Source organism: Actinopolyspora sp. BKK2 (assembly GCF_011291845.1).
In the GTDB taxonomy this organism is placed as follows: Bacteria; Actinomycetota; Actinomycetes; order Mycobacteriales; family Pseudonocardiaceae; genus Actinopolyspora; species Actinopolyspora saharensis.
The window spans coordinates 52,858-79,223 of record NZ_JAANTE010000007.1 but is presented as its reverse complement, the minus strand read 5'-3'; the positions used below and the strand labels follow the sequence as shown (position 1 = coordinate 79,223).

The 26,366-nt window shown below is 68.6% G+C and carries 22 protein-coding genes and 2 tRNA genes; 13 read left to right on the top strand and 11 right to left on the bottom strand.

All coding sequences use genetic code 11. From position 1 onward, the window contains the following. Positions 1-231: 231 nt before the first annotated feature. The 3 genes from G9Q41_RS15470 to tig form a co-directional block, all read right to left on the bottom strand. Complete coding sequence (locus G9Q41_RS15470; RefSeq protein ID WP_165633234.1) at positions 232-864, bottom strand: ATP-dependent Clp protease proteolytic subunit; 633 nt, start codon at positions 862-864, stop codon at positions 232-234. 52 nt (positions 865-916) lie between these two features. Beyond that, positions 917-1,495 (bottom strand): ATP-dependent Clp protease proteolytic subunit, encoded by a 579-nt coding sequence (locus tag G9Q41_RS15465; protein ID WP_092527339.1) that lies wholly within the window; start codon positions 1,493-1,495, stop codon positions 917-919. Positions 1,496-1,838: 343 nt separating this feature from the next. Continuing rightward, a complete protein-coding gene (gene tig / locus G9Q41_RS15460; protein ID WP_165633235.1) occupies positions 1,839-3,242 on the bottom strand; it encodes a trigger factor in 1,404 nt (467 codons plus the stop codon). 194 nt (positions 3,243-3,436) lie between these two features. Between tig and G9Q41_RS15455 the strand changes: the two genes are divergently transcribed. Next, positions 3,437-4,360, top strand: a complete 924-nt coding sequence (locus tag G9Q41_RS15455) for a sucrase ferredoxin (protein ID WP_165633236.1) — start codon at positions 3,437-3,439, stop codon at positions 4,358-4,360. Positions 4,361-4,521: 161 nt separating this feature from the next. Here the strand turns inward: G9Q41_RS15455 and G9Q41_RS15450 are convergent. Then, positions 4,522-4,595 (bottom strand) — tRNA-Pro (locus G9Q41_RS15450). A gap of 123 nt (positions 4,596-4,718) precedes the next feature. On the opposite strand from G9Q41_RS15450, the gene G9Q41_RS15445 reads away from it, so the two are divergent. The 3 genes from G9Q41_RS15445 (at position 4,719) to G9Q41_RS15435 (ending at position 7,283) form a co-directional block, all read left to right on the top strand. Continuing rightward, positions 4,719-4,790, top strand: a tRNA-Gly gene (locus tag G9Q41_RS15445). A gap of 269 nt (positions 4,791-5,059) precedes the next feature. Beyond that, a complete protein-coding gene (locus tag G9Q41_RS15440; protein ID WP_165633237.1) occupies positions 5,060-6,514 on the top strand; it encodes an MDR family MFS transporter in 1,455 nt (484 codons plus the stop codon). Positions 6,515-6,560: 46 nt separating this feature from the next. Beyond that, positions 6,561-7,283: a 2'-5' RNA ligase family protein gene (locus tag G9Q41_RS15435; protein ID WP_207631206.1), complete on the top strand. Its 723-nt coding sequence runs from the start codon at positions 6,561-6,563 to the stop codon at positions 7,281-7,283. A gap of 295 nt (positions 7,284-7,578) precedes the next feature. Here the strand turns inward: G9Q41_RS15435 and G9Q41_RS15430 are convergent, their stop codons facing one another. Continuing rightward, positions 7,579-8,829, bottom strand: a complete 1,251-nt coding sequence (locus tag G9Q41_RS15430; RefSeq protein WP_165633238.1) for a YeeE/YedE family protein — start codon at positions 8,827-8,829, stop codon at positions 7,579-7,581. A gap of 409 nt (positions 8,830-9,238) precedes the next feature. On the opposite strand from G9Q41_RS15430, the gene G9Q41_RS15425 reads away from it, so the two are divergent. Continuing rightward, entirely contained in the window at positions 9,239-9,979 is a 741-nt protein-coding gene (locus G9Q41_RS15425) for a hypothetical protein (RefSeq protein WP_165633239.1), read from the top strand. A 43-nt stretch (positions 9,980-10,022) separates the two neighbouring features. Here G9Q41_RS15425 and G9Q41_RS15420 read toward each other — a convergent pair whose 3' ends face one another. Together G9Q41_RS15420 and G9Q41_RS15415 are read right to left on the bottom strand one after the other, a co-directional pair. Then, a complete protein-coding gene (locus G9Q41_RS15420; protein WP_092527341.1) occupies positions 10,023-10,829 on the bottom strand; it encodes a DNA-formamidopyrimidine glycosylase family protein in 807 nt (268 codons plus the stop codon). A gap of 140 nt (positions 10,830-10,969) precedes the next feature. Continuing rightward, positions 10,970-11,440 carry a ribose-5-phosphate isomerase gene (locus G9Q41_RS15415; RefSeq protein WP_092523384.1) on the bottom strand — a complete coding sequence of 157 codons (471 nt, stop codon included), beginning with the start codon at positions 11,438-11,440 and terminating at the stop codon, positions 10,970-10,972. A gap of 56 nt (positions 11,441-11,496) precedes the next feature. On the opposite strand from G9Q41_RS15415, the gene G9Q41_RS15410 reads away from it, so the two are divergent. Then, positions 11,497-12,246, top strand: a complete 750-nt coding sequence (locus G9Q41_RS15410) for a 2-phosphosulfolactate phosphatase (protein ID WP_165633240.1) — start codon at positions 11,497-11,499, stop codon at positions 12,244-12,246. 180 nt (positions 12,247-12,426) lie between these two features. Next, positions 12,427-13,242, top strand: a complete 816-nt coding sequence (locus tag G9Q41_RS15405; RefSeq protein ID WP_245695753.1) for an MBL fold metallo-hydrolase — start codon at positions 12,427-12,429, stop codon at positions 13,240-13,242. A gap of 101 nt (positions 13,243-13,343) precedes the next feature. On the opposite strand, the gene G9Q41_RS15400 is transcribed toward G9Q41_RS15405, so the two are convergent. Then, positions 13,344-13,967 (bottom strand): DsbA family protein, encoded by a 624-nt coding sequence (locus G9Q41_RS15400; protein WP_092523390.1) that lies wholly within the window; start codon positions 13,965-13,967, stop codon positions 13,344-13,346. Between the two features lie 231 nt (positions 13,968-14,198). Between G9Q41_RS15400 and pepN the strand changes: the two genes are divergently transcribed. Beyond that, the gene (pepN, locus tag G9Q41_RS15395; RefSeq protein WP_165633241.1) at positions 14,199-16,775 is read left to right on the top strand and encodes an aminopeptidase N; all 2,577 of its coding nucleotides are present in this window, start codon (positions 14,199-14,201) and stop codon (positions 16,773-16,775) included. 259 nt (positions 16,776-17,034) lie between these two features. After that, positions 17,035-17,796, top strand: a complete 762-nt coding sequence (locus G9Q41_RS15390) for a response regulator (protein WP_092523394.1) — start codon at positions 17,035-17,037, stop codon at positions 17,794-17,796. 74 nt (positions 17,797-17,870) lie between these two features. On the opposite strand, the gene G9Q41_RS15385 is transcribed toward G9Q41_RS15390, so the two are convergent. From G9Q41_RS15385 to G9Q41_RS15375, 3 genes are all read right to left on the bottom strand, one after another. After that, entirely contained in the window at positions 17,871-18,374 is a 504-nt protein-coding gene (locus G9Q41_RS15385; RefSeq protein ID WP_165633242.1) for a DUF5130 family protein, read from the bottom strand. After that, positions 18,361-18,618, bottom strand: coding sequence for a hypothetical protein (locus G9Q41_RS15380; RefSeq protein WP_092523398.1), 258 nt, complete (start codon positions 18,616-18,618; stop codon positions 18,361-18,363). The genes G9Q41_RS15385 and G9Q41_RS15380 overlap by 14 nt, the downstream gene beginning before the upstream one ends. A 734-nt stretch (positions 18,619-19,352) precedes the next feature. Next, positions 19,353-19,880 carry an HNH endonuclease gene (locus G9Q41_RS15375; protein ID WP_175455070.1) on the bottom strand — a complete coding sequence of 176 codons (528 nt, stop codon included), beginning with the start codon at positions 19,878-19,880 and terminating at the stop codon, positions 19,353-19,355. A 524-nt stretch (positions 19,881-20,404) separates the two neighbouring features. Here G9Q41_RS15375 and G9Q41_RS15370 point away from each other — a divergent pair. The 4 genes from G9Q41_RS15370 (at position 20,405) to G9Q41_RS15355 (ending at position 26,090) form a co-directional block, all read left to right on the top strand. After that, positions 20,405-22,528 (top strand): prolyl oligopeptidase family serine peptidase, encoded by a 2,124-nt coding sequence (locus G9Q41_RS15370; RefSeq protein WP_165633243.1) that lies wholly within the window; start codon positions 20,405-20,407, stop codon positions 22,526-22,528. A 387-nt stretch (positions 22,529-22,915) separates the two neighbouring features. Then, a complete protein-coding gene (locus G9Q41_RS15365; RefSeq protein ID WP_165633244.1) occupies positions 22,916-23,893 on the top strand; it encodes a mechanosensitive ion channel domain-containing protein in 978 nt (325 codons plus the stop codon). Between the two features lie 26 nt (positions 23,894-23,919). Next, positions 23,920-24,303, top strand: coding sequence for a globin (locus G9Q41_RS15360; protein WP_092523404.1), 384 nt, complete (start codon positions 23,920-23,922; stop codon positions 24,301-24,303). 482 nt (positions 24,304-24,785) lie between these two features. Continuing rightward, positions 24,786-26,090: a DUF3459 domain-containing protein gene (locus tag G9Q41_RS15355; protein ID WP_165633245.1), complete on the top strand. Its 1,305-nt coding sequence runs from the start codon at positions 24,786-24,788 to the stop codon at positions 26,088-26,090. Positions 26,091-26,366 lie beyond the last annotated feature (276 nt).

Here is a 26,366-nt window from a genome sequence, read left to right as displayed (position 1 = left end):
CCTCGTCCCCTCCGGCGCGCCGCTGAGCACGCGCCTAGCCTGTTGTTCGACGTCGGTTCTGCACACGACGGTACCCGCCATATCCCGGCCGCGGGGAGGAACGTCGCCCGAGCAGCTCACCACCGCGGCTCAGGCGCCCCTCCGGACCGGTCTGGGCCACCTGATCAACATCCTGCCTCGCCGATGCCGAGCACGTCGGCACCACCGGCGTGCTCGGCGTGTCGGCCGAGTTCAGGACTTCTTGTTCGAATGCTTGCGGTACGGCATGACCTCGTCGATCAGGCCGTATTCCTTGGCCTGCTCGGCGGGCAGGATCAGGTCCCGCTCCACGTCCTGGTGGATCTGCTCCTGGGAGCGCCCCGTGTGCGTGGACAGCGTGGACTCCATGAGCTTGCGCATCCGCTGCACCTCGTTGGACTGGATCTCCAGGTCGGAGACCTGACCGTAGATGCCCTCGGTGGCGGGCTGGTGGATCAGCGCACGCGCGTTCGGCAGCGCCATGCGCTTACCGGGCGTGCCCGCGGCGAGCAGCACGGCGGCGGCCGAGGCCGCCTGCCCGAGGCAGGCCGTGCGGATGTCGGGACGCACGTACTGCATGGTGTCGTAGATCGCCATCAGCGCGGTGAACGAACCACCGGGCGAGTTGATGTAGAGCTGGATCTCGCGGTCCGGGTCGTCGGACTCCAGGTACAGCAACTGCGCCATGATGTCGTTGGCCGAGACGTCGTCGACCTGCACCCCGAGGAACACGATCCGTTCCTCGAACAGCTTGTAGTACGGGTTCGACTCCTTGACTCCGTACGTGGTGCGCTCTGTGAACGAGGGCACCATGTACCGGGCCTGGGGTGTCTGGAATGAGCTCACGTCGGTGACTCCTCGTGACTGTGATGCCGACAGGACTGGCTGGTTCGCGCGATCAGCTGCTCGGCAGGTTCGCGCGGTTGGCGATGTGGTCCACGAAGCCGTACTCGAGCGCTTCGTCGGCGGTGAACCAGCGGTCGCGGTCGGAATCCTGAATGATCTTCTCGACCGTCTGGCCGGTCTGTCCCGCGATCAACTCGGCCATCTCCTGCTTCTGCCTGGAGAACACGTCGGCCTGGATCGCGATGTCCGAGGCGGTCCCCCCAAGTCCGGCGGAGGGCTGGTGCATCAGCACCCGGGCGTGCGGCAGGGCGAAGCGCTTGCCCTTCGCACCGGCCGACAGCAGGAACTGTCCCATCGAGGCCGCGAAGCCCATCGCCACAGTGGCCACGTCCGGCTTGATGAGTTGCATCGTGTCGTAGATGGCCATGCCCGACGGAACCGACCCCCCGGGCGAGTTGATGTAGAGGGCGATGTCGCGTTCGGGGTCCTCCGCCGCCAGCAGCAGCATCTGCGAGCAGATCTGGTTGGCGATAGTGTCCTCGACCTGGGAGCCGAGGACGATGATGCGCTCCCGCAGCAGCCGCTCGTAAACCGAGTCGTTCAGCGAGAGCCCGTTGCTACCGGACCGCATCTGCGGTGACTGTGCGTCGAACGCCTGAACAGTCTGTTCCTGGGTCACGTCTCCCTGCCTTCTTCCACAATGGACCCGGTAGGCACGTCGTCTGACCGGGCCGCTCGAAGTGTTGCCCGTTACCGGAGATGCCGGAGTCCGGGTGATCCGTTACAACCGACCCTAACGAACGTGGGCGGCACCAGCTTCCCGGTGCCGCCCACGTTCGCTGAGAGCTTTAGGACCTTCTCACGAAACACGCGTCGCGAGAACGCGTCCGGCGATCCCGCGGGATCGTCTCGCGAGAGGTCCGAGCCGCCGAACCGGAGTGGAGTTCATCCGACCGACGAGCCACCACGCACGATCACTGCTGCGCGGCGTCCCGCTCCTCCTGCTCGACCGCCTCGCCCTCGACCTGCTCGGGCTGCTGATCGCCCTCGTCCTGCTCCTGCGTACCGAGCAGCTCGTCCATGTCCAGGGCGTTGCCCTCGGAATCCGTGACAGTGGACTGACGCACGACCGAGAACAGCGCCTTGCTGCGCCTGATGTCGGAGTAGATGCGTCCCAGCTGCCCGGACTGCTGGATCTGCTGAACGTACTGGTCCGGACTGATCCCCGACTGCTGCGCCTGGTAGATGATCCGCTCGGTGAGCTCGTTGTCCGAGACCGAGATCTCCTCGTTGTCGGCGATGGTGTCCAGCACCAGCTGCGTCCGGACCGCCTGCTCGGCCTCCTGACGCGTCTCGGCGTCGAAGTCCTCGCGGGTCTTGCCCTGCTCCTGCAGCGACTCGAGGAAACGCTGCTCGTCGTGGTCGTACGGATGGATCGCGTCGTGCTCGCGAACCTCGATCTCGGACTGAACCACGCTCTCCGGCAGCGGGACCTCGACCTGCTCCAGCAGGGCCTCGAGGACCTTGTCCCTGGCCTGCATGCCCTGCTGCATCCGCTTGACGCGTCCGAGCCGCTCGCGCAGGTCGGCGAGGAGTTCGTCGATGGTGTCGAACTCGCTGGCCATCTGGGCGAACTCGTCGTCCGCCTCGGGAAGCTGCCGCTCCTTGACCGAGTTCAGCTTCACCTCGACCTCGGCCTCCCGGCCCGCGTACTCCCCGGCCACGAGCGTGGTGGTGAAGTTCTCGGTCTCCCCGGCGCTCATACCGGTCAGCGCATCGTCGATGCCGTTGATGAGCTCGCCCGAACCGACCTCGTAGGAAAGGCCGCTGGTCTGCGCGTCCTCGACCTGCTGGCCGTCGACGGTGGCCGAGAGGTCGATGCTGACGTAGTCGCCGTTGGCCGCCGGGCGGTCCACCCCTACGAGCGTTCCGAACCGGGCGCGCAGCTCGTCCAGCTGTTCCTGGACGTCCTGCTCGGTGACCTCCTGGTCATCCACGCTCACGGCCAGCTCGTCGTAGGAGGGCACAGTCAGCTCCGGCCGCACGTCGACCTCGGCCGAGAACTCGATCTGCTCACCATCGACGATGTTGGTGACCTCGAGCTCCGGTCGACTCAGTGCCTGGACCTCGTTGTTGCTGACGGCCTCCGAGTACTTGGAGGGAACGGCCTCGTTGACGACCTCGTCGAGCACGGGTCCACGGCCGATCCGGCTCTCCAGCACCTTGGCCGGAACCTTGCCGGGACGGAAGCCAGGGATCCGGACCTGCTTGGCCAGTTCCTTGTACGCGCGGTCGAAGTTCGGCTTGAGCTCGTCGAACGGCACCTCGACGTTGAGCCGTACGCGCGTCGGGCTCAGGTGCTCGACGGTGCTCTTCACGTGGTCTCCTCGTGCGAACGTGCTTGAAAGGCTCCCGGCTGTTCAACTGGAAGAAACCCCACGGCACACCGTGAACGAGCTCCTTCAACGCCGGGCTGACCTCCGATTCTATGGCCTGAGTTCGCAAGCGGCCGTTCCGGGTGCCAACCCGCCCGAGCGGGCACGTCCGCACCCCCTCGTGCTTGAGTGGGCGTGTGCAGGAATCGCAGGACAGTGTCGGCGCCGCACCGAGCACGTGCGCGGCGTGGTCCGAAGCCCTCTCGGAACCGATGGCCGGAACCGCGCCCGTGGCCACGAGCTGGTTGTGCCTGGAACAACCGGGCCCGTGGGGGCGCGACGCGCTGCTGCAGAGCCATCTGGACCCGGAGCTGGGAAACCGCCTCGCGTCCCTGGCCGCGGCCAACGGCGTGCGGATCCAGCTGATCCGCCGCACCGGGCGCCACCCGGATCTCGGGGCCGACTTCCCGCGCACGGTCTACCTGGCGCACACCACCCCGGGGGCGAGCTGGTTGCGCAGGGCGGAGCTGACCGACCCCGCGCAGCTGCTCGACCTCGACCTGGAGGGGCTCTCCTCCGGCGAGCACGGTGGCTGGGGCGAGCCGTGCGCGGATCCGGTGCTGCTGGTCTGCACCAACGGGAGGCGGGACCGGTGCTGCGCGCTGCGGGGCCGGGAGCTGCTCGAGCGGTTCACCGAACGACACCAGGGGCAACTGTGGGAAACCACACACACCGGCGGTCACCGGTTCGCCCCGACGGGGGTGGTGCTGCCCACCGGGTACAGCTACGCCCGCCTCACCCCGCACGCGGTGGACGCGGTGCTGTCGGACACCGCGGCGGGCAAGGTCACGACCACCCACTGCCGGGGCCGCTCCGCGCTGAGTCAACCCGCCCAGGTGGCGGAGCTGGCCGTGCGCGAGGCAACCGGGGAGCGCGCCGAGGAGTCCCTGCTGGTCCGTGCCGAGACCTCCGGCGAAGTGGTGCTGGAGCACCTCGACGGGCGCAGCTGGCGAGTGCCCGTCGAGGAGGTCCCGCTGTCACCTCCACGGCCGAACAGCTGCGGCAAGCAGGCCGTCGAGCCGAGCGCACGGCTGGCCGGGCGGATCAGCCGGCTGAGCTGAGGCGGTCCAACGGGACTCCGCGCGCGGACGCGGCGGAGGTGCTCGCCCGGCCATGCGCCGGCCGCGCGATCGCCCCCGGGGCGGGCACCTCGATGGGCGGGACTTCGCGCCCCAGGAAACGAAAAAGCCGGATACCCCTCGGGGGATATCCGGCCGAAACGTCGGGGTGGCGGGATTTGAACCCACGGCCCCTCGCACCCAAAGCGAGTGCGCTACCAAGCTGCGCCACACCCCGATGGGGTCCTTTGCGGGAACCCTACCTCGAATGTTTAGACTACGGCACCAGCGGTCGTCGTGATCGGTGGGACCCCCCGGGGATCTTCCCCGCTGATCCCTACTGTAATATGGACGGCGCACTGCGGGTGTAGCTCAATGGTCAGAGCCCCAGCCTTCCAAGCTGGTTATGCGGGTTCGATTCCCGTCACCCGCTCGGACGAAGAGAGCGGTGGTCATCCTCCGGGGTGATCACCGCTTTTTCGTGCTGTTCACCCGGTCCGGGATGCGGACCGACCGCTCCCCCGAACGCACGCACTGCCCGTGTGACGACCGCCCCACCCCGCGAAGCGGGAATTCGGTTGGCTCACACAACCTTTCTCGCCCATCCTGAGTGTTCGCACCCACACGCAAGAAGACCTTTCGGGTGACTGCGGATACCGCCGGGGCTCCTCCCACCAATGCGCTTACGGAGGCGATGCGCCGTTGCGACGGCTCGAGTACAAATGGCTGGTCGGCATCACGTTCGTGCTTGCCCTGGTCATGCAGATCCTGGACATGACCATCCTGAACGTCGCCCTCGCCACCCTCGGCGAGCAGTTCGACGTCGGAGCGGGCACGCTGCAGTGGGTACTGACCTCCTACATGATCAGCCTCGCCGTGTTCATCCCCTCCTCGGGGTGGTTCTCCGACCGCTTCGGGAGCAAGCGCACCTTTCAGTTCGCGGTGCTCGTGTTCACCGCCGCCTCCGTGATCTGCGGAGCGGCCCCGGGGATCAAAACCCTGATCGCCGCCCGCTTCCTGCAGGGGATCGGCGGTGGGATGCTGGTCCCCGTCGGACAGGCGATGCTCTTCCGCGCCTTCCCCGCCCAGGAGCGCGCCAAGGCCTCCGCGATCCTGGCCATACCGATCACCGCTGCCCCGGCACTGGGCCCGTTGCTCGGCGGGGCGCTGATCGAGGCCGCCAGTTGGCGGTGGATCTTCTTCATCAACGTCCCGGTCGGCGCTCTCGCCCTGCTGTGCTCGATCCTCTTCCTCGCCGAGGAGCGCGGCCGCGAACCGGCGCGGTTCGACTTCGCCGGGTTCCTGCTGGCCGGATCCGGGCTGGCCACGCTGCTCTTCGGCCTCGACAGGGCGGCCGAACTCGGCTGGGCGAACCCGATCGTGTGGGGCTGCCTCGCCGCGGCCGTGCTGCTCATCTCCGGGCTCGTCTGGCGTGAGCTCAGCGCCACGGACCCGATGCTGGACCTGCGACTGCTCGGCAACAGGATCTTCGGCACCGGCAATCTGCTGCTGCTGTGCCAGACGGGGTCGATGTTCGGGGTGCTGTTCCTCGTACCGCTGTACCTGCAGGACCTGCGTTCCACCTCCGCGCTGCTGGCCGGACTGGTGCTGATGCCCCAGGCCCTGTCCATGCTGCTGGTCACGCAACTGGTCAGCCGGGTCTACGGACGCGTGGGACCCCGCCGGTTGATAGCGGGCGGGTTCGCCGTGCTGCTCGTCAGCGCGGGCACGTTCCAGTTCTTGGACCTGTCCAGCTCGCTGTGGAACCTGGTCGGGTCGCTGGTGCTGCTCGGGGGCGCGATGGGGATGCTGATGACCCCGCTGCAGACCGCCGCGTTCGCGCAGACCACGGGGGCCTACATGGGCCAGGCGACCTCGCTGTTCAACGTGAGCAGGCAGGTGGCCACGGCGCTGGCCACCGCGGTGGTCGCCAGCGCGCTGGTCATGTTCACCGACTCCGCCATGAGCGGGGCCGCGCCGACCGACCCTCAGGCGGTGGCCCAGGCCAGGATGGCCGGTTTCCACGGGGCCTTCCTGGTGCCCGTGGTGTTCGGTGTGCTCGGTCTCCTCCTGACCGCCCGCGTGCGCGATGCCGACGCGGTGGCCACGCTCGACCGGGAGGTGAGGACCGCGACTCGGAGTTCCGCCGTCGACTGACGGCGATCACGTCCGGCGCGGCCGGAACGGCAGACTTGGGGACGAGATGACCGACATCAGAAGCGACGCCTCCGTCGCTTCGCACGAACCGTTCCGTTTCGCCCCCCGTCCCGACCCGACGGGGCACCAACCGGGAGTGACCGACATGCCGCACGCCGATCAGGTCCGCAAACACGCGCCCTGGAACCGAGGACTGCGATCGGGAGGCAGCAGCCTCGCCTGGCTGCTGCCCCTCGGGGACCGCCCCGAACTGCGCAAACTGGCCAACCAGTACCAGTACTCGCTGCGCGACCTGCCGGGGTTCGACCCGGTTCCGCTGGAGTGGATGCACATCCTCCTGCAGGAGGTCCAGGACCGCGAGCAGGCCCCCGCCGGGCGCGCCGAGGAGCTGCTCCGGGTGGCACGGGAGCGGCTGTCCTCCTTCGCGCCGCTGTCCCTGTCGTTCCACGGCGGGCTCGTGCTCTCCGAGTCGCTGGCGCTGCCCGCCGAACCCCAGGCGACGCTGACGGACCTGCGCGGACGACTGCGCGAGGTCACCAGCGAGGTGCTCGGTTCCGAACCCCCGGAGGCCCCGGACGAGATCGACCAGCACGTGAGCCTGGCCTACGCCACGGCGGACGGTCCCGCCGTGTTCGCCAAGGCGACGCTCGACGCCACTGTCGTCGATCCCGTGACGCTGAGCGTGCCCGCCATCTCGCTGGTGGAGCTCAACCGCGAGCAGGCGTGCAGCGAGTGGAGCAGGATCGGCGAAGTGGAGCTGTCCGGCTGACCCACGGGCGAACGGTCGCCCGGTCACTCGGCCTCGCACGGTTCGGACGAGCACTTCACTCGACCGGGCTCGATCTTCGGGCAAGCGGCGGAGCGGCTCGCGGCCACCCGATCAGTCGACACCGCCGCGGGTTATCCGTGGTGCTCTCGCGCGAGCGGGCCCCGACGTCGCGCAGATCACTGCCCGACGTCGGGGCCCGCTCACCACCCCGCCGGAGCCTCCGTCGAGTGGCCCGCTCACGCGAACAGGCCCCGGACTCCCCGGCGGGCCGGAGTCCGTCGGTGGGAGGTTCCCCTCAGCAGGAGGAGTCCGTCCTCTTCGGGACGCTGAGCCCGATCAGCGGCCGCGCCTTCAGACCGACGTAGGTTCCGATGATCGCCACTATCGCCCACAACCAGCCGTGCAGGCTGAACGAGGCGATACCGGCGAAGTAGGCACCGATGTTGCAGCCGTAGGCGATCCGCGCCCCGTAACCCATCAGGATGCCGCCGATGATCGCGCCGAGCACCACCTTGCCCGGCACGCGGCGGTGCAGCACGAACGCTCCGCCCACGGCCGCGGCGATCAGGGCCCCGAGGATGATCCCGAGGTCCATCACGGAAGTGGCGTGGGCGAGCACGGACCCGTTCAGCGCGGCGGCGTTGTCGGGAGTGGACCAGTACGGCCAGTCCTGCACGTTCACCCCCGCCGCTCGGGCGAGCTTCGACCCCCAGAGGGCGAACGCCGAGGTGATGCCCCAGGGGCTGCCCTTGATCACGAGGGTGGCGGCGTTGAGCACGGCCAGAGCGACGGCGCCGGCCCAGAGGGGCCACGAGCCGCGCAGCGCCCTGAGCACTCCCCTGGCCGCCGCCGGGCGGGAAACCTGCGGTGGCCGCTTGCGCCGTTCCACCACGACTGTCACGAGCGCGATGGCCCCCAGCACGGCCAGGCTGAGCAGCACGGCCCCGACGTAGCCCAGCGGGGTGCTCGTGGCCAGGGAGACGGACGGGGCGCTGGGCAGCGTGGAGGTCCAGAACGCGAAGTGCCAGGCCCCGAGCACCGAACCGATGACGAATCCGAGGAGCGTGCACACGATCGCGGTCTGCCCGCCCCCCACGTTGTAGAGGGTGCCCGAGGCGCAGGAGCCCCCGATCTGCATGCCCACCCCGAACAGGAATCCGCCGACGAGCACGCCGACCCCGAGCGGGGACACCGAGGCCTCCGGGGTGGTTCCGAGGCCCACGCCACCCGCGAGCAGCGGGGCGAACAGCACGCAGGCGACCGCGAGCATGAGCGTGTGGGCGCGCAGTCCGCGCCCCTGGCCGACCGAAACCAGCTGACGCCACGCCGAGGTGAAGCCGAACCGCGCGTGGAAGAGCACGAGGCCGAAGGCGAGTCCGAGCAGGTAGAGCACGAACATCCGCCATCCGGCAACGGCGGCCGTGGCCGCTCCGAGGGCCGCGGCGAGCACGGCACCGGCTATCAACGGGGTTTTCTGGACGGCCGGAAGGCCCCGCTCCGGCTCAGGGGCCTTCGTAGCTTCGACTTCCGGGGTTTGAACGGACACGTTCGACTCTCCGATCCGGGTGAGAACTCGTTCCTGAAAAGTGGTCGTGCGGACAGGGCCGGGTCAGGGAGCGGGAACCGCGGTTCCCGGCAGGCGCTCAGAAGCCGTTGTCCACGCACTGCAGCGCTTGGGCGAACAGACACGTCCGGAAAACGGGCCGCCGATTCGGAAGTCGACACATCACCGGGGCAACGCGATGGCCCCTTCCCGTCTTCCCGCTCCCCTCCGTGTCCCACATAACGAAACATCCGCGGTGGTCCCCGCGAGCGGGAACCGCTCACCGCGCGAGGCAGTTCACCGCACGGAACCGCTCAGCACACGGGGAGTGCGCGTTCGCACTCCGCGGGGATCGGTGCGACGGGTACTGTCGATGTCACCGAGTCGTGTCCCGTCTCGGTGGGAGGGAGCCATGGGAACGGCAGCGGCACTCATCGTGATCGTCGTTCTGCTGCTGGCCGGGGCGTTCTGGTGGTACCACCACAGCACGACCGTCAGGCAGCGTGAGTTCGACGACGCCAAGGCCGAGGCCCGACGTTGGGTCGAACGTCTCGGCGGCCAGGTACTCAATCTCGTCGGCAGCACAGAACCGGCCAAGCAGGCCCTGGCCGACGCGGCGGAGCGGCACAACGCGGCCGGCTCCCAGTTGGAGCAGGCGAACACACCGGAGCAGTGCAGGCTGACCACCCGCACCGCCCTCGAGGGGCTGTACTACGTGCGCGCCGCGCGGACCGCCATGGACATGGATCCCGGCCCGGAACTTCCGGACCTCGACGGCCAGCGGGAAGCGGGCACGGTCACCGAGTACCGCGAGGTCGAGGTCAACGGCGGCAAGCAGATGGCCTCACCCGAACCCGGCGAGCACACTCCGCACTACTACCCGGGAGGCCGAGTCGCGGGAAGGCCGGTCCCGCGCGGTTGGTACAGCGAACCGTGGTGGAAGCCCGCCCTCGCCGCGGGAGCCTGGGGGATGGGCTCGTTCCTGCTGATGGGAGCCCTGTTCAGCGGCATGTCCGGAGTTCCCGCCGAAGCGGCGGCGGGCCAGGACCCGGGAGGAGACGCCGGCGGCGGCGCGGACGATCCCGGAGCGGACGGTGGTGGCGAGTTCGACGGGGGATTCGACATGGACGGATTCGACCTGGGCGGCTTCTGACCCCGGAACCCCCCGCAGCGGGTCAGGCAGCGGGCCCGCGTGCTCAGTCGGCCTGACAGCCCGGGCACCAGTAGAGGTTCCGGCCCTGCAGCTCTGCCGTGGAGATCGGTGTGCCGCACACCAGGCACGCGGCTCCACCCCGGCGATAGACGTAGACCTCGCCGCCGTGCCGGTCCCGACGGGGCTGCCTGCCCATCGCCTCCGGAGAGTGCTCGCCGCGCACGGTGTCGATGCGGCCGGTCCGCACCCCTTCGGACATCAGCTCCACCAGATCACCCCAGACGGCCTCCCACTGCTTCCGGGAGAGCGAACGCCCGGGCAACCGCGGGGGCACGGAGTGCCGGAACAGCACCTCGGCGCGGTAGGCGTTGCCCACGCCCGACAGCACGGTCTGGTCCATCAGCAGGGCCGCGACCGCGGAACGCGAGCGGGAGATCCGCTCCCAGGCGCGCTCGGGGTCGGCGTCCTGCCGCAACGGGTCCGGCCCGAGCCGTGCCCGCACCTCCTCCACCTCGTCGAGGGTGAGCAGCTCGCAGGCGACCGGACCGCGCAGATCCGTGCCGTGCGTCGGGCCGACGAGCCGCATCCGGACCTTTCCGCGCGGCCGCTCGAGCGGCACGGGGGACTCGGTGAACTTGCCGTACAGCCCGAGGTGCACGTGCACCACCCTGTCTCCGCCGTAGAAGTGCCAGAGGTGCTTGCCGTGTGCCTCGGCGCGCTCGAAGGTCGCTCCGTCCAGCTCCTCCGCTGCGGTGAAACGCCCCTGCGGACTGCGCACCTCGACCGGATTGCCCGCGAAACGCCGTTGGTGGAGCCGAGCGAGCCGGTGCAGTATGTGTCCTTCCGGCACTGGAACGGCCACCACCAATCACACGATCGAAGGCAATCACACGATCGAAGGAGCGAAGACGACGCGCTTCACCGATCCGACGTCACCGCGCGCGGCGCGGACGTCGGTCGGCTCCGTCAGCTCACGGCCGGGTCACGGCATCACGTGCTGGGCAGCTCCGGGGGCTCACCGCTGCGCTCATAGTCGGCCAGCATGTCGATCCTGCGCTGGTGCCTGCCGCCCTCGAACTCCGTGGTCAGGAAGACGTCCACGAACTGCTCGATCTCGGGGGTCGTGTGCATGCGGGCCCCGATCCCCGCGAGCAGGGCGTTGTTGTGCTGCCGCGACAGCTTGGCAGTCTCCTCGTTCCAGACCAGCGCGGCCCTGGCACCGGGAACCTTGTTCGCGGCGATCTGCTCGCCGTTGCCCGAACCTCCTATGACCAGGCCGAGGCTCCCCGCATCGGCGACCACTCGCCGGGCCGCCTCGACGCAGAACGGCGGATAGTCGTCCTCGGCGTCGTAGACGAAGGGGCCTACGTCGACCACCTCGTAGCCGAGTCGGTCCAACCGCTCGTGCAGGTGGGTTTTCAAGTCGAGACCGGCGTGATCGGAACCAAGATAGACGCGCACTCTTGTAGTGTGCCAAACCGTTTCCCGTACCTTAGTCACCCGGTCAGGGGGTGAACATGTCGCACGAGCCCACCGATTCGGCGGTCGTGCAATCCGGTCACACGGTGCGCTTCGACTGGGGACTCGAAGGGTTGCGCACGCTCGGCGCGGACTGCGCCGTGCTGGTCGTGGTCGACGTCCTCTCGTTCGCCACGTCGGTCGACGTGGCCACCGGATCCGGCGCCCACGTGCTCCCGCTGCCCTGCCACGACGAGCGGGCGCGGGACGCGGCCGAAGCCGCCGGAGCAGTGCTCGCCGGCTCCCGGGGTGCGGGAGACCACTCGTCGAGTCCGTCCACGCTGGAGCAGATCCCCGAGGGGACGCTGGTCGCACTGGCCTCGCCCAACGGAGCCGCTCTGTGCTCCGAGGCCTCGGAGCTCGGGGCCGTGGTGTTCACCGGGTGCCTGCGCAACGCGGGGACTGTGGCCGCTGCCGCGGGCGCGGCGGCGCGCAACGGCCCGATAGGAGTGGTGGCCGCGGGGGAACGGCGCCAGAACGGCACGATCCGGTTCGCGGTCGAGGACCTGCTCGGGGCGGGAGCGATCATCTCGGCGCTGTCGAACGGGCTCGGTTCCTGCTCCGTGGAGGCGGACACGGCCGCGCGGAGCTACCGCAGCACCACGGATCTCCACCGGGCCGTCCGGTACTGCGATTCGGGACGCGAACTCGTTGCCCTCGGTTACGGCGCGGACGTCGAGCTGGCGGCCAGGACCGACGCGAGCACGACGGCGCCCCGGCTGCGCGCGGGAGTGTTCAGTCACCGCTGATCGGGCCCTCCCCGCTCAGCTCCACGACGACGCGCCTCCCCGCCGCACCGCAGTGCCGAACAGATCGTCGGCGCGCCGGGAACGTCTCGGCCAGTACGATCGGCTTCCGGTCCGCCCCGGCTCCCGGGGAGCGGAACCGTCCCGACACCGAACGACGCGACCGGATTGGACACCCACCCCGTGACCGGTGAAGACGATGTCCGCTGGCGGGAACTCGCGGACGGGGTCCTGATTCGCCGCTATGCCGAACTGGACCTGACCGTGGGGCTGGTGCTCGGCGACCAGCGGGCACTGGTGATCGACGCGCGCGGCGACCGCGCCCAGGGAGCGGAGCTGGCCGGGGCGGTACGCGCCGTCACCGCACTGCCCTGGCAGCTGGTGCTCACGCACGCGCACTTCGACCACTGCTTCGGGGCGGAGGCGTTCGCCCCTGCACCCTGCTGGGCCCACGTGAACTTCCCCCGGCACTTGAGCGGAACCGTCGAGTTCCAGCGTGCGGAGTGGATCGAGCACTACCGCGCCTCCGGAGACCGGGCGAGGGCCGAAGCGCTGGCCGCGACCGAGGTGCGCTCGCCCGAGCGCCTCGTGGCCGACTCCGTGGAGCTCGACCTCGGGAACAGGACGGTGCGGCTGGAGCACCCCGGCCCGGGGCACACGGACCACGACCTGACCGCTTCGGTGCGAGAGGCTTCCGTGCTCTTCGCCGGGGACCTGCTCGAAAGCGGCGCCGCGCCGGACTTCGGGGACGCTCTGCCGCTCGACTGGCCGGACACCGTGGGCAGGGCGCTGCACGAGGACCCCGCTCTGATCGTCGCGGGCCACGGGGAACCCATGACCCGGCGGCAGGCCGCCGAGCAGCACGCCGAGCTGCGCGCCGTCGCCGAGCTGTGCGCCGCCCACTCCCACGGGGGAATCACCACTGCCGAAGCGGTCGAGCGCGGCCCGTACCCACCGGAGACCATGCGCACTGCGCTGGAGCGGGCGAATCGGCGCTGAGGAAAACGGCGCTGAGGACGGAAACACGGCCGCGGGGACGCTCCGCGGCCGGGCGGGAACCGGTCCACCGCGGAGCGGTCCCGCGCGGGCCGTGAATCCGTTCAGTCGAACTGCGGGTTCTCGGTCCTGGTCCGCTTGAGCTCGAAGAAGTACGGATAGCCCGCCAGGGTGCGCGCCGCGTCGAAGAGCTCTCCGGCCTGCTCACCGCGCGGGATCCTGGTGGTGATCGGTCCGAAGAAGGCCACTCCGTCCACGTGGATGGTCGGCGTGCCGACCTCGTCGCCCACGGGGTCCATGCCCGCGTGGTGACTGGCACGCAGCTGCTCGTCGTACTCGTCGCTGTTGGCGGCCTCGGCCAACGAGGCGGGCAGACCGACCTCGGACAACGACTCGGCGATCACCCGATCGAAGTCCTTTTCCCCTTGGTCGTGGAAACGTGTCCCCATCGCGGTGTACAAGGGAGCCAGTACTTCGTTGCCGTGCTGCTCGGCCGCCGCGATCACCACGCGAACCGGCTTCCACGCCTTGGCCATCATCGTCTCGTACTCCTCCCCGAGATCACGACCCGAGTTGAGCACGGCCAGACTCATGACCCGGAAGCGCAGATCGATGTCCCGGACCTGCTCGACCTCGAGCATCCACCGCGAGGAAACCCAGGCGAACGGACAGATCGGATCGAAGTAGAAGTAGACCTCGGGACGACTTGCCTGCTCAGCAGTGCTCATGGGCACACCTCTCCATTCTTTTCACCCGAGTGGGTGCAACCGTGAATCCCGCAGGGACAACCACCACGTGCCTAGCTGTGTTCCCGCCGTGGAAAACGTCTCCCGAGCGTCCCACGACCCGGCGTGGGCCCGCTGCCGACCTTCTGCGTGCTTTCGTTCCGGCATGATTGACTCTGGACAGCGGGGGTGCAGTGCCCCGCGACTTTCCGACGACGATCGACGAGGTGATCCGTGGCTCCGCCGAACCTGACCCGCCAGCAGGCCGAACAGCGTGCCGAAATGCTCCAGGTCCACTCCTACGCGGTCGAACTGGACCTGTCCGACGGCGCGGGCGGAGACGATGTGGAAGTCTTCGGCTCGAAGACGACCGTAAGGTTCAGCACCACGCGGCCGGGCGAGTCCACCTGGATCGACCTGATGGCCGAACGGGTGCACAGCGCCGTGCTCAACGGTGTGCGGTTGGACCTGTCCGACTACGCCGAGGAGAAGGGCATCGCGCTGCCCGAACTCGCCGAGCAGAACGAGCTCGTCATACAGGCGGACTGCAACTACACCAACACCGGCGAGGGACTGCACCGCTTCGTCGACCCCGTCGACGGAGGCGTGTACCTCTACAGCCAGTTCGAGACGGCCGACGCCAAGCGCATGTTCGCCTGTTTCGACCAGCCCGATCTCAAGGCGAGTTTCCAGCTCACCGTGACCGCACCCGAGACGTGGAAGGTGATCTCGAACTCGCCGGGGGAGATCACCGCCACGAACGGGGGGCTGAGCACGCACGTCTTCCAGGCGACCCCGCCGCTGTCCACCTACCTGGTGGCGCTGGTGGCCGGTCCCTACGCCGAGTGGCGTGACGTCTACAGCGGACCGGAGGGCGAGATCCCGCTGGGGCTCTACTGCCGCGCCTCGCTCGCCGAGCACCTCGACGCCGAACGACTGTTCACCGAAACCAAGCAGGGTTTCGCCTTCTACCAGCGGGCCTTCGACGTCCCGTACCCCTTCGCCAAGTACGACCAGTGCTTCGTTCCCGAGTTCAACGCGGGCGCCATGGAGAACGCGGGGTGCGTGACCTTCCTCGAGGACTACGTCTTCCGCTCCCGCGTGACCGGCTACCTCTACGAACGCCGGGCCGAGACGGTGCTGCACGAGATGGCGCACATGTGGTTCGGCGACCTCGTCACGATGCGCTGGTGGGACGACCTGTGGCTCAACGAGTCCTTCGCCACCTGGGCCAGCGTGCTGGCGCAGACCTCGGCCACCGAGTACACGCACGCGTGGACGACCTTCGCCAATGTGGAGAAGTCCTGGGCGTACCGTCAGGACCAGCTGCCCTCCACGCACCCCGTGGCGGCCGACATCGTCGACCTGCAGGCGGTGGAGGTCAACTTCGACGGCATCACCTACGCCAAGGGCGCTTCGGTGCTCAAGCAGCTGGTCTCCTACGTGGGGCTCGACAACTTCCTCGGCGGCCTGAAGATCTACTTCGACCGCCACGCCTGGGGCAACGCCGAGCTCTCCGACCTGCTCACGGCTCTGGAGGAAGCCTCGGGCAGGGATCTGTCCTGGTGGAGCGCGCAGTGGCTGGAGACCACCGGCCTGAACGTGATGCGCCCCGAGTTCGAGACCGACGAGCAGGGACGCTTCAGCGACTTCACCGTGGTGCAGGGCCCTGCCCGGCCCGGCCAGGGTGAGTACCGCACTCACCGGATCGCCGTCGGTGTCTACGACGACGACCCGGAGACCGGCGCGCTCGTCCGGGTGCACCGCAGCGAGATGGACGTCTCGGGGGAGCGCACCCACGCCCCCGATCTCGTCGGCGTCCGGAGCGGCAAGCTCGTGCTGGTCAACGACGACGACCTCAGCTACTGCACGATGCGACTGGACCAGGGGTCCCTGGCGACCCTGGTCGAGCGGATCGCCGACATCGACCAGTCACTTCCGCGCGCCCTGTGCTGGTCCACCGCCTGGGAGATGACCCGCGACGCGGAGATGCGGGCGCGCGACTTCGTCGATCTCGTGCTCGGCAAGGACGCCACCGGAGGAATCGGGGCCGAGACCGAGATCGGAGTGGTCCAGCGGGTGCTGCTCCAGGCCAGGACGGCGCTGGGCTCCTACAGTGATCCCGCCTGGCAGCCGGAGGGCTGGCAGCGCTACACCGACAGGCTGCTGGAACTGGCCCGCGCCGCCACGCCCGGCTCCGATCACCAGCTCGCCCTGGTCAACGCGCTCACCGGTTCGAAGCTCGACGAGGACAAGCTGTCCGTGCTGCGGGGTTGGCTGGACGGCACGGACAAGCTCGAAGGGCTCGTGATCGACACCGACCTCCGCTGGCAGCTGCTGCAGGCCCTGGTCGCGCACGGTGCCGCGGACGAAGCCGAGATCGACTCCGAGCTCGCCGCCGATTCCACCGCCACTGGAAAGCGGCGTGCCGAGCGCGCCAGGGCCCTGATCCCCACCGAGGAGGCCAAGGAACGCGCCTGGCAGCGTGCGCTGTACGACGACGAGTCGCCCAACGCCATCAACGAAGCGGTCATATCCGGCTTCCAGCACCCGGCCCAGCAGCGGCTGCTAACCCCCTACGTCCAGCGCTACTTCGCCGAGATCGACGACGTGTGGCAGCGGCGTTCCAGTGAACGTGCCCAGCCGACGGTGATCGGACTGTTCCCCTCGTGGGCGGTCGAGCAGGAGACCGTCGAGGCCGCGGACGCCTGGCTCGCCGAGGAGCACCCCTCCGCGCTGCGGCGGCTGGTCTCCGAAGGCAGGGCCGGTGTGGTGCGTGCCCTCGCGGCCAGGGAGGCGGACCGCTCCTGACCCGAGCACCGGCTGTTCGACCTCGGGTGTCCGGCGCGGCAATGAGCCGTGCCGGACACCTCTTCAGCCGGACTCGTCGCCCCGGTGCTCCGCACGAGCCCCCGTTTGAGCTCCCCGCACGAGACGGGAAGGTACTCGCGGCCCGCCGCGGGGCCTTCCGAGCACTTTCGCAGTGATCCCACGGCGAGCCCATACAATCACTCGATCACGACACGTAAGCTGATGAACACACAACGTCCGCCGTGTCGTGGAGCTCCCCATGCCAGAGTTGATCACTGCCATCGCCACCCTGCTGTGGCCGCTGATCACGCTGCTACTGCTGCTGCTCTTCCGACGTGCCATCGGCAGAGTGCTGCGCACCGCGGAAAGACGCGAACTCGAGTTCGAGGTCGGAGGTCAACGGCTGACCTTCCACGAGCTCAACGACCAGCAGAACGAGATGATCCAGGACCTGCAGCGTCAACTCAGCATCCTGAGCAAGCGGCTCGACGAAAAGGAGAGGGACAACGTCACCTCCGTGCCCACCGGAGCGGGACAACCCCTCGAGCCGGCGGGCAACGTCGCGGCGCCCTCGGGGATCGAGCTGGACGGGGATCCCGTCGAGGAGTCCGAACGTTTTCCTCCCGTGCAGGCACCGAGCGGCCCCGAGCCCTTCGCCGTGCTGTGGGTGACCGACCGGGCCCAGAGCCACGCACTGCTGGTCGAGCAGCTGCGCAACAACGGGGTCCGGGTGACGATCACCGCGACGACGGCGGAAGCGGTGGCCGAGATCTCCGAGCGTCCCTATCGCCTGGTCGTTTCGGACATGGTCCGCAAGGAGGACGGCCGGTGGCGCAGCGACGCCGGGCTCACTCTGCTGCGGGAGCTCCGGGACCTGGGGGTGGAGATTCCCCTGGTCATCTTCGGGACGCATCGCGGACAGCTGCAGCACGCCGACCAGGCTCGCCAACTCGGAGCGGTGGCCACCACCCACTCGGCGTACGAGATGTTCCGGCACTTCCAGAACTTCGGCCTGCTTTGAGCCGCGAGCGCGGCCCCGGCCGGGTGGTTTCCGGAGCACGGAGCGTCCCGACCACCCGAGGGGCCGCGAGACTTCTACTGCTCGTGGCCGCTCTCGAAGTCCGTCCCTGCCGCGTCCGACAGCATCCGCAGGGCGCTGACCAGGCCTTCTATCAGATCGCCTTCCTTGAAGGAGGCGACCATGTTCATCACGGCGAGGTTGCACGAGCGGTCCGGAACCCGACGGTACGAGTGCTCACCGGTGACGATCTCCACCTTGCGCTGGGCGGGAGAGACCGCGATCAGCACCCCGTGCGGGGCTCGCTCGCCGAGATCGGCGTGGACCTGCTCGGCGCGCTCACGAGTGTCCTCGCCCAGGTCGCCGAGGTAGATCGCGAACTCCAACCCGGTGGTGCGGGTCGAAAGGGTCAGCGCCTCGTCCAACCTGGCGAGCTGCCCGGGTGAGAAGGGCAGCTTCGGACGTTCGGGCTCGATGCGCCGCGCGATGGACAGTCGGCCACCCGCCGTGAGCGCGTGTCCCGGTTCCAGCTCGTCCGGATCCGTGTTCGTCGGGGTTTTGGCCATTTCACCAGCTGCCACGAGCGCCTCCCCTCGCGGTACCGGGTTCGGAGCCCGGCGCGGCTTCCGCTTGTTCGGCCGACGGCGGACTGCTCGGGCTCACACCAGCGGGGTTGGCGACCCACAACACCGGCGGGAAGTCCCACTGCTGACTCGCCCGCCGATTGGAGCGAATCAACCTCGGCCACAACACGATCAACATGACGAGGCCGTAAACGGCCGCCGGGATCACGGCCAGGAAGAGTACGGTCTGCAGGACAGTCACACCAGCACGGTATCCGATTCCGCCCCGCCCTGGTCGACTACCTGGGGTGCTGATTCACACCCCCGCTCCGCGAAGCACGACGTCACCTTCGCCTCCCGCGGGAAACCAGCTCCACATTACGAAAACGTAACTATGTCCCATTTCACTTCACTCAGCCATTCGGCGTAACTGCTTCCTCCGGCCGGAGTCGGACCAGACGGTCTCCGTGGACGGTCAACTTGGCGGCTTGTACCGGACAGTGCTCGATTCTAGATTTCACCTGTATGGATCTTGCGTATGAGGCCTGATCCATAACAGGAGTACTTCTGATCACGAAAGGCAACAACGATGGACATGAAAAACCGCCATGCCGCCAAAAGCTTGACTCTTTCGAGTGATGACAACGAGCCGAACGGACACGGAAAGCACAAGCAGGACTACCCGCTCAGGGGAAGGACGGTTTCACGCACCCGCAATCGTGAACGCGCGCACCGGGGAGTTCGCATCAGCGCGTGGCGCGGCGTCCGGATCAGCGGCCGGAGCGGAGTGCGCATCAGCGGGAACGAAGGAGTGCGGATCAGCGGGCACCACGGGGTGCGGATCAGCGGGCAGGCGACCGAACCACGGCACGAACGCGGGGAGGCGCACGACGCGCACCATCACCGGCCTGCCCGGGCGCGGTCACTCACGCCCCGCGACAGGGCGACACCTCCACGTCGAAAAGCCGATCACGTGGCCACGGGAGGTCGTCACCGCTAATGCGCGGCGGCCTCTCCCAGGTACGGGAGCCACAGCGGATCGGGCTCGGCGGCACCGACCAGCAGGCGCCAGTGTCTGCCACGTGGCGCCTTCGGCGTCTCCGACAAACGCCATCCCAGTTCGCGGAGGGTGTAGTCCGCCTTGCGGCGGTTGCACTTGGCGCAACAGGCCACGCAGTTCTCCCAGGTGTGCGGACCGCCCCTGCTCCTGGGAACGACGTGGTCGATGGTCTCCGCACGAACGCCGCAGTACGCGCAACGATGGTTGTCCCGCATCATCAGCGCCGGACGGGACAACGGAACCCGACCGCGGTACGGAACGTGGACGAACTTGCTGAGCCTGATGACCGAGGGGATCTCGATGCTGTGCGTGGCGGAGTTCCAGGTCGAACCGGCCGAATCGCCGTGCACGACCTCGGCCTTGCCGCAGACGACGAGCACGATCGCCCTGCGCAGCGGCAATGCGGTCAACGGCTCGAACGTCGTGTTGAGCAGCAGCACTCGCCGCTTCGACCAGGCCCCCACACCCTCGGATTGTTCGGAAGGTGGCTGCCTGTGGCCACGCTTGCGGCCCGCGGGGCGCGTAGTAGTACCACGAGGCGGCGTCGCCGCCGGAGCGCCGCACGGGATCGGTTTTCGGTCGGGCACTCGACCACCTCCACCGTCTGCCGGGAACAGTCGAACACAAAACCCGCCCGGAACGCACGTGTGATCCGCACCGCACCACCGCGTTGACACGAGAAATCATGGAGAATTCGAGAACAACAACGGGTTAACGCGGAGGCGGTGGGAGCCTGCGGCCACCGCGTGCATCATTTTTCGATCTTTTCCGAAGGTGACTGGTCACACCCTCGTGTCCGGCTCATCCGCGGTCACGCCGGCCGGGAAACCGGTCGGCGCTCGCCGTCCCCGGCCGCGTGACGGCAGGTCGCACCGCGGCACGCGGCCGTGCTCACCCCGCCGCGCACCGGCGTGGGCGAGCACGAACCCGCTCGTCCGCGAGCGCGTCGGCAGCACATCGACCGGGTCCCGCGGTCGGTATCAGTATCGTGCGCGGAGTGAGTGAAGTTCAACCCGCCTCCGGGGGCTATCCGCAGCCGCCCCGCGAAGACCTGGTCGAGAACCTGCACGGCTACGAGGTGCACGATCCGTACCGCTGGCTGGAGGATCCCGAGGACCCGCGCTGCTCGAAATGGCTCCAGCAGCAGGACGAGCTCTCCTCCGAGCGATTGGCCGACCTGCCCGGCAGGGACCCGCTCGCCGAGCGGATACGCGCGCTGATGAGCACCGGCTCGGTCTCGGCCCCGACGTGGCGCAACGGTCGTTCCTTCTTCACCCGGCGGGGAACCGACCGGGAGTTCCCGGTGCTGTTCGTGCGCGACGAGTCCGGGACCGAGACACCGCTGGTCGACGTGGCCCGGATCGACCCGTCCGGGCTGACGACTCTGGACCGCTGGACACCGAGCCGGGAGGGGGACAGGCTCGCCTACCAGATCTCCACCGGGGGCGACGAGGAATCCCTGCTCTACGTGATGAGCGTGGAGACGGGAGAGTTGCTGGACGGCCCGATCGACCGCTGCCGCTACTCCTCGATCGCCTGGTTGCCCGGCGGGGAGGAGTTCTACTACATCCGCAGGCTCCCCCCGGAGGACGTTCCGGAGGACGAGCAGCAGTTCCACCGCAGGGTTTGGCGCCACGAAGTCGGCAAGGCCCCGTGCTCGGACGTCCTGATCCACGGCGAGCACCAGGAGCACACCTACTTCTTCGACGTCGACGTCTCCGCCGACGGCGGATGGCTGTTGATACACGGCAGCCCCGGCACCGCACGCCGCGACTCGCTGTGGATCGCCGAGCTGGACCACGCCGGACGTCCCGGCCCACCGCGGCTCGTGCTGGACGACTCCCAGGGCGTGCGGATCAGGGCCGGAGTCGAGCTCGACGGCAGGCTCCACATCAGGACCACCCTGAACGCACCGCGCGGCCGGCTGTGCGTGGCCGACCCGCACCACCCCGATCCCGCCTACTGGACGGAGCTGCTCGCCGAGGACCCCACCGCGGTGCTCGAGGCGACCCGCCTGGTCGAGGCTCCCGGCTCCCCTCCGGAACTGGCAGTGCTGCGCACCAGGCACGCGGTCTCCGAGCTGACGCTGCACCACACGACGACGGGAGAGCGGGTCCGCGAGGTAGCGCTTCCGGGAACCGGGCAGGTCACCGCGCTGAACACCACCGATCCCCTCACCGGAACCGGCGGGGGACGGCTGTGGATCGGTTGGACGGATTTCGTCACCGCACCGTGCGTGCGCACCTACTCGCTCGGCGACCGGGCCACCGAGCTCTTCGAGAGCGCTCCCGGGCAGGAGAGCTCCCCGAACGTCAACAGCACTCAGCTGAGCTACACCTCCACGGACGGGACCACCGTGCGGATGTTCGTGCTGTACCCGTCCGAGCTGGAAACGCCTCTGCCCACGCTGCTCACCGGCTACGGGGGTTTCGCCCTGTCCAGGGAACCCGCTTACACCCCGACCGCGCTGGCCTGGGTGGAGACCGGCGGTGTCTGGGCGCTCGCCTCGTTGCGCGGCGGTGCCGAGGAGGGCGAGCAGTGGCACCGCGCGGGAATGCGGGAGAACAAGCAGCGGGTGTTCGACGACTTCCACTCCGCCGCGCTCCACCTCGTCGACCAGGGGTGGACCAGCACCGACCGTCTCGCCATCAGCGGCGGATCCAACGGCGGGCTCCTGGTCGGAGCAGCCGTGACCCAACGCCCCGAGCTCTACCGGGCCGCGGTGTGCTCGGCTCCGCTGCTGGACATGGTGCGTTACGAGCACTTCCTACTCGGAAGGCTCTGGAGCGAGGAGTACGGCAGCGCCGAGGTCCCCGAGGAACTCGGTTGGCTGCTGGCCTACTCGCCGTACCACAACGTCAGCGGGCGGACCGAGTACCCCGCGATGCTGTTCTCGGTCTTCGAGTCAGACACGCGGGTGGACCCGCTGCACGCCCGCAAGATGTGCGCGGCCGTGCAGCACGCGACGAGTTCACCGCTGGACAAAAGCCCGATCCTGCTGCGCCGGGAGACGGAGGTGGGGCACTCGGCTCGCTCGGTCTCGCGTACTGTGGGCATGGCGACCGATCACCTCGCGTTCCTCGCCGCGGCGACAGGACTGCTGCGGGAGTGATCCGGTCAGCCGCGGGTGCCTCTTCGCGGGCACCCGCCTCCGCATCGTGGACGGCGGGGCGTGCACGAAGCGAACGATGGTCACTGACCGCGCACCGGACGTGGCGAGGATCGGATCGCGCCACGGCTCTCCCCGTTCCGACGGGCCCTGCTCGCGGGTCTTTCGAAAAAGACCCGTTCGGCTGGAGCTTTCGGCCCGTGCGAACCGAGAGACTGCCGGCGCGTGAGACGGATGCCTGGCGGGAAGGCAGGGCACCCGGGCGGTGAAACGCTGCTCGAGGTGCCCCGCAGCGCTGCTGAGGCACACCGTCCCGGGGTCGGTGGCCGAGCACTCCGCGAGGAGTTCCGACCCAGCAAGACAGTTCCGGCGTCCGGGAGCCCCGAGACCATGAGCACGTTGCAGTTAGCGCAATCCCAGTGTTCCGACGACTCCAGTCAGTGGTGCAGGACGATACTCGACTGGACGGGCAATCCGTGGTTGGCCAACTACTCGAAGTTGTTGGTCGCCACACCACTGAAGGTCCTGTCGATCATCGTGCTGGCCTTCCTGGTGCGCTACGTGCTGCACAAGATCATCACCAAGCTCAGCAGCACCAACGGCCACCCTCCTCGGCTGCTGCAGCCACTGCGCGAACGGAACGAGGGCTCCGTCTCCGGCGAGACGCTGGCCGAACAGCGCAGCCAGCGGGCCAGGACCCTCGGCTCAGTGCTGAAGTCGATCGTCAGCTTCGTGATCTTCGGCTTCGCCGCGATCTACATACTCCAGGAGTTCGGGGTGAACCTGGGGCCGCTGATCGCCTCCGCCGGAGTCGTCGGCGTCGCCCTCGGCTTCGGCGCCCAGAATCTGGTGCGGGACTTCCTGGCCGGCATGTTCATGATGGTCGAGGACCAGTACGGGGTCGGTGACTGGGTGGATCTCGGGGAGGCGATCGGCACCGTGGAGACGGTGGGACTGCGGGTCACCACGCTGCGCGACGTCAACGGAACGGTGTGGTACGTTCGCAACGGCGAGATCCTGCGGGTGGGCAACTCCAGCCAGGGTTACGCGGTGGCCGTGGTCGACCTGCCCATCGCGCACAGCAGCGACGCGCGCCGGGCCCAGGAGGTCGCGGAGTCGGTCGCCGGAACCGCGGCACAGCGCGAGCCGCTCGCCAAGGACGTGCTGGCGAAGCCGGAGATGCTCGGAATCAACCAGATCACTTCGGATACGATCACGCTGCGGTTGACCGCGAAGGTGCGTCCGGGACAGCAGTGGGCGGTGCAACGCCTGCTCCGCGCCGAGATCAAGCGGGCCTATGACGAAGCGGACATCAAACCGCCTTACCCGGCCGGACGTCTGATGCCAGACTCGGGTGAGCAGCAGTGACGTCGACAGCCTCGCGAGGAGGGCGTGTGAGCACTCCGGAAACCTTCTACGAACAGGTGGGCGGCGAGGCCACCTTCCGCACCATCGTGGCTCGCTTCTACCAGGAAGTGGCCGAGGACGAACTGCTGCGGCCGCTGTACCCCGAGGAGGACCTCAGCGGGGCCGAGGAACGGCTCCGCCTGTTCCTGATGCAGTACTGGGGTGGCCCGCAGACCTACTCCGAGCAACGCGGTCACCCCCGGCTGCGCATGCGCCACGCGCCGTTCAAGATCGGACTGGCCGAGCGGGACGCCTGGCTGCGGTGCATGCGCATCGCGCTGGACGAGGTCGAGCTGACCACCGAACAACGCGACCGCCTCTGGCGGTACTTCGAGATGGCCGCGCACAGCATGGTCAACTCCTGGTTCTGACCGATCCTGTCGTGCTGACGCCCGGAAGTGGTGCTCCCGGCGCTTTCGGCGCCGGGAGCTCGCCCCGGGCGAGCGGCACCTCCGGACCGCGTGCCGAGGCCGGGCCGCGGGGCGGTCCCGTGCGTTCGTCCTCCGCAGGTGACGGCGCACGCAGTGCCTCTCCGTCCTGCGGCTCCCCGCTCGCTCCCTCCTCCCCTTCGCGATCATTCCTCCATCGACGATTTCGCACCCCGCGTTCCGAACACGGGGTGACAACGCGCCCCCGAAACGTGATGATCGTAATTCGCACGCCCACCGCGCCATCGAGCACTCGTTTGCGGTAGGACATCATCGACGAACGTCGAGTCGGTGTCCGCGTTGGACCGGATCTCGTCGCGCGTTCGGGATCACGTGCGTGATCCAATGATCAATCAGCGAACGTCTGAGCGCATCGGCACCGTGCTCGGCAACCCCCGGACACGGTGCTCGGACGCAGTAAGGGGATGACCACTGTGCGCCGCTGGACAGAGCAGGACGGCCTCCCCGGGGGGCAAAAGCCGTGGTGGTGGAACGCGATCCATTACGCCATCGACATCCGGCTGTTCGCCGACTCCGACGGAGACGGGGTCGGCGATCTGGACGGGCTGCGCAACCGTCTCGGCTACCTGGAACTACTCGGGGTCGACACGGTGTGGCTGACCGGCGTCCCGATGACCGGGGTGGGCCCCAACGTCGGCGATCCGCAGCAAGCCGCCACCGTTCTCGAATCATTCGAAAGGTTGACGTCCGCGGCTCACGATTGCGATTTGCGCGTCACTCTCGATATCGGTGTGGACGTGGCCGACCTACGACAGCCACGCGCCCAACAGGAACTGGTACGGACGCTTCGGTTCTGGACCGATCGCGGGGTCGACGGATTCCGGCTGGCCCTCTCGCGGCGAGGCCCCGCAGCGGAGTCCGACGCGAACGGAGTCGACTTGGAAACGGCCAGAGCCATCAGGGCCGCGTTGGCCGATGACTCGGACCGACTGATCGGCTCGTTCATCGAGGAACAGCACTCGAGCCGTGGCGTGTGGGACGTCGACTTCAACCGGGCCCTCGCCGAGACGGACTTCGATGCGAACGGTATCCGGGAGGCCATCAGCAAGGAGCTGACCGCGTGCAAGGAGTTCGGAACCCGACCGGGCTGGCTCATTTCCGGACGTCACTTCCCCCGACAGGTGACCCGCTTCGGCGGCGGAGCGGTCGGACGGGCGCGAGCACATGCCACAACTCTCGTCCTGCTGGCGCTGCCGGGAGTCGTGTGCGTGGACAGCGGGGAGGAACTCGGGCTGCCCGAGGTCATCGGCAACGAGGCGGAAATCCGCACCCAGGAGCTGCTCGGAGCTCGGGTCCCCATGCCGTGGGAGGGCAGGACTCCTCCGTTCGGTTTCAGCGATGCCACGGACCTGTGCCTGTCCGCTCCGGAGGACTGGGTCGACATGACGGCCGAGGCGCAGTTGGAAAGCGCCGATTCCACGCTGTCGCTGTACCGACAAGCTCTGGAGATCAAGCGAACGGCGAGCGCCGAGAACGAGACCGGGGATCCGTCCGTGCCGCGTGAACTGTTCGACGATGACGAAGTGGAGTGGTATGGAGCCCCCACGGGATGCCTCGCCTTCCGCAGGGGTGCGGCAGGATTGATCTGCGCGCTGAACACCTCCAACCAACGGGTGCCGCTGCCGCCGGGAGAGCTGCTGCTGTCCAGTGCTCCGCTGGAGGGCGGACAACTTCCCCCCGATTCGGCGGCCTGGCTCGCCACGAGCTGAGCCCCGGTTCGTTCCCCGACGCCGGTGGCACCGGCCGAGGTTTTGCCGAGCAAAGCGGGGCGATCCTCCGCGCTGCGGGGCGGTGCGGGAACGCGCGGGCCGGTGGCCCCTCCCGGTGCAGGCGGTCCACGGCGATCGGACCGATCCGCCGGGACCGGTGAAGTGCTCCTCGGGAGGACGAAGAGCGCGGAAGCAGAACCCGATGACACGCCGGATTCGTTCACCGGCAGCCACGCCGGGGACGCGTGGGCGAACCCGAACCGCGAAAGTACCGGA

What these genes read in the sequence shown, in the direction of transcription:
- G9Q41_RS15400 (WP_092523390.1), bottom strand. Translation starts at nt 13,967, where the DNA reads ATGAGCACTGCTGAGCAGGCAAGTCGTCCCGAGGTCTACTTCTACTTC.
- G9Q41_RS15390 (WP_092523394.1), top strand. Translation starts at nt 17,035, where the DNA reads ATGCCAGAGTTGATCACTGCCATCGCCACCCTGCTGTGGCCGCTGATC.
- G9Q41_RS15355 (WP_165633245.1), top strand. Translation starts at nt 24,786, where the DNA reads ATGACCACTGTGCGCCGCTGGACAGAGCAGGACGGCCTCCCCGGGGGG.
- G9Q41_RS15435 (WP_207631206.1), top strand. Translation starts at nt 6,561, where the DNA reads ATGACCGACATCAGAAGCGACGCCTCCGTCGCTTCGCACGAACCGTTC.
- G9Q41_RS15465 (WP_092527339.1), bottom strand. Translation starts at nt 1,495, where the DNA reads ATGCGGTCCGGTAGCAACGGGCTCTCGCTGAACGACTCGGTTTACGAG.
- G9Q41_RS15365 (WP_165633244.1), top strand. Translation starts at nt 22,916, where the DNA reads ATGAGCACGTTGCAGTTAGCGCAATCCCAGTGTTCCGACGACTCCAGT.
- G9Q41_RS15425 (WP_165633239.1), top strand. Translation starts at nt 9,239, where the DNA reads ATGGGAACGGCAGCGGCACTCATCGTGATCGTCGTTCTGCTGCTGGCC.
- G9Q41_RS15410 (WP_165633240.1), top strand. Translation starts at nt 11,497, where the DNA reads ATGTCGCACGAGCCCACCGATTCGGCGGTCGTGCAATCCGGTCACACG.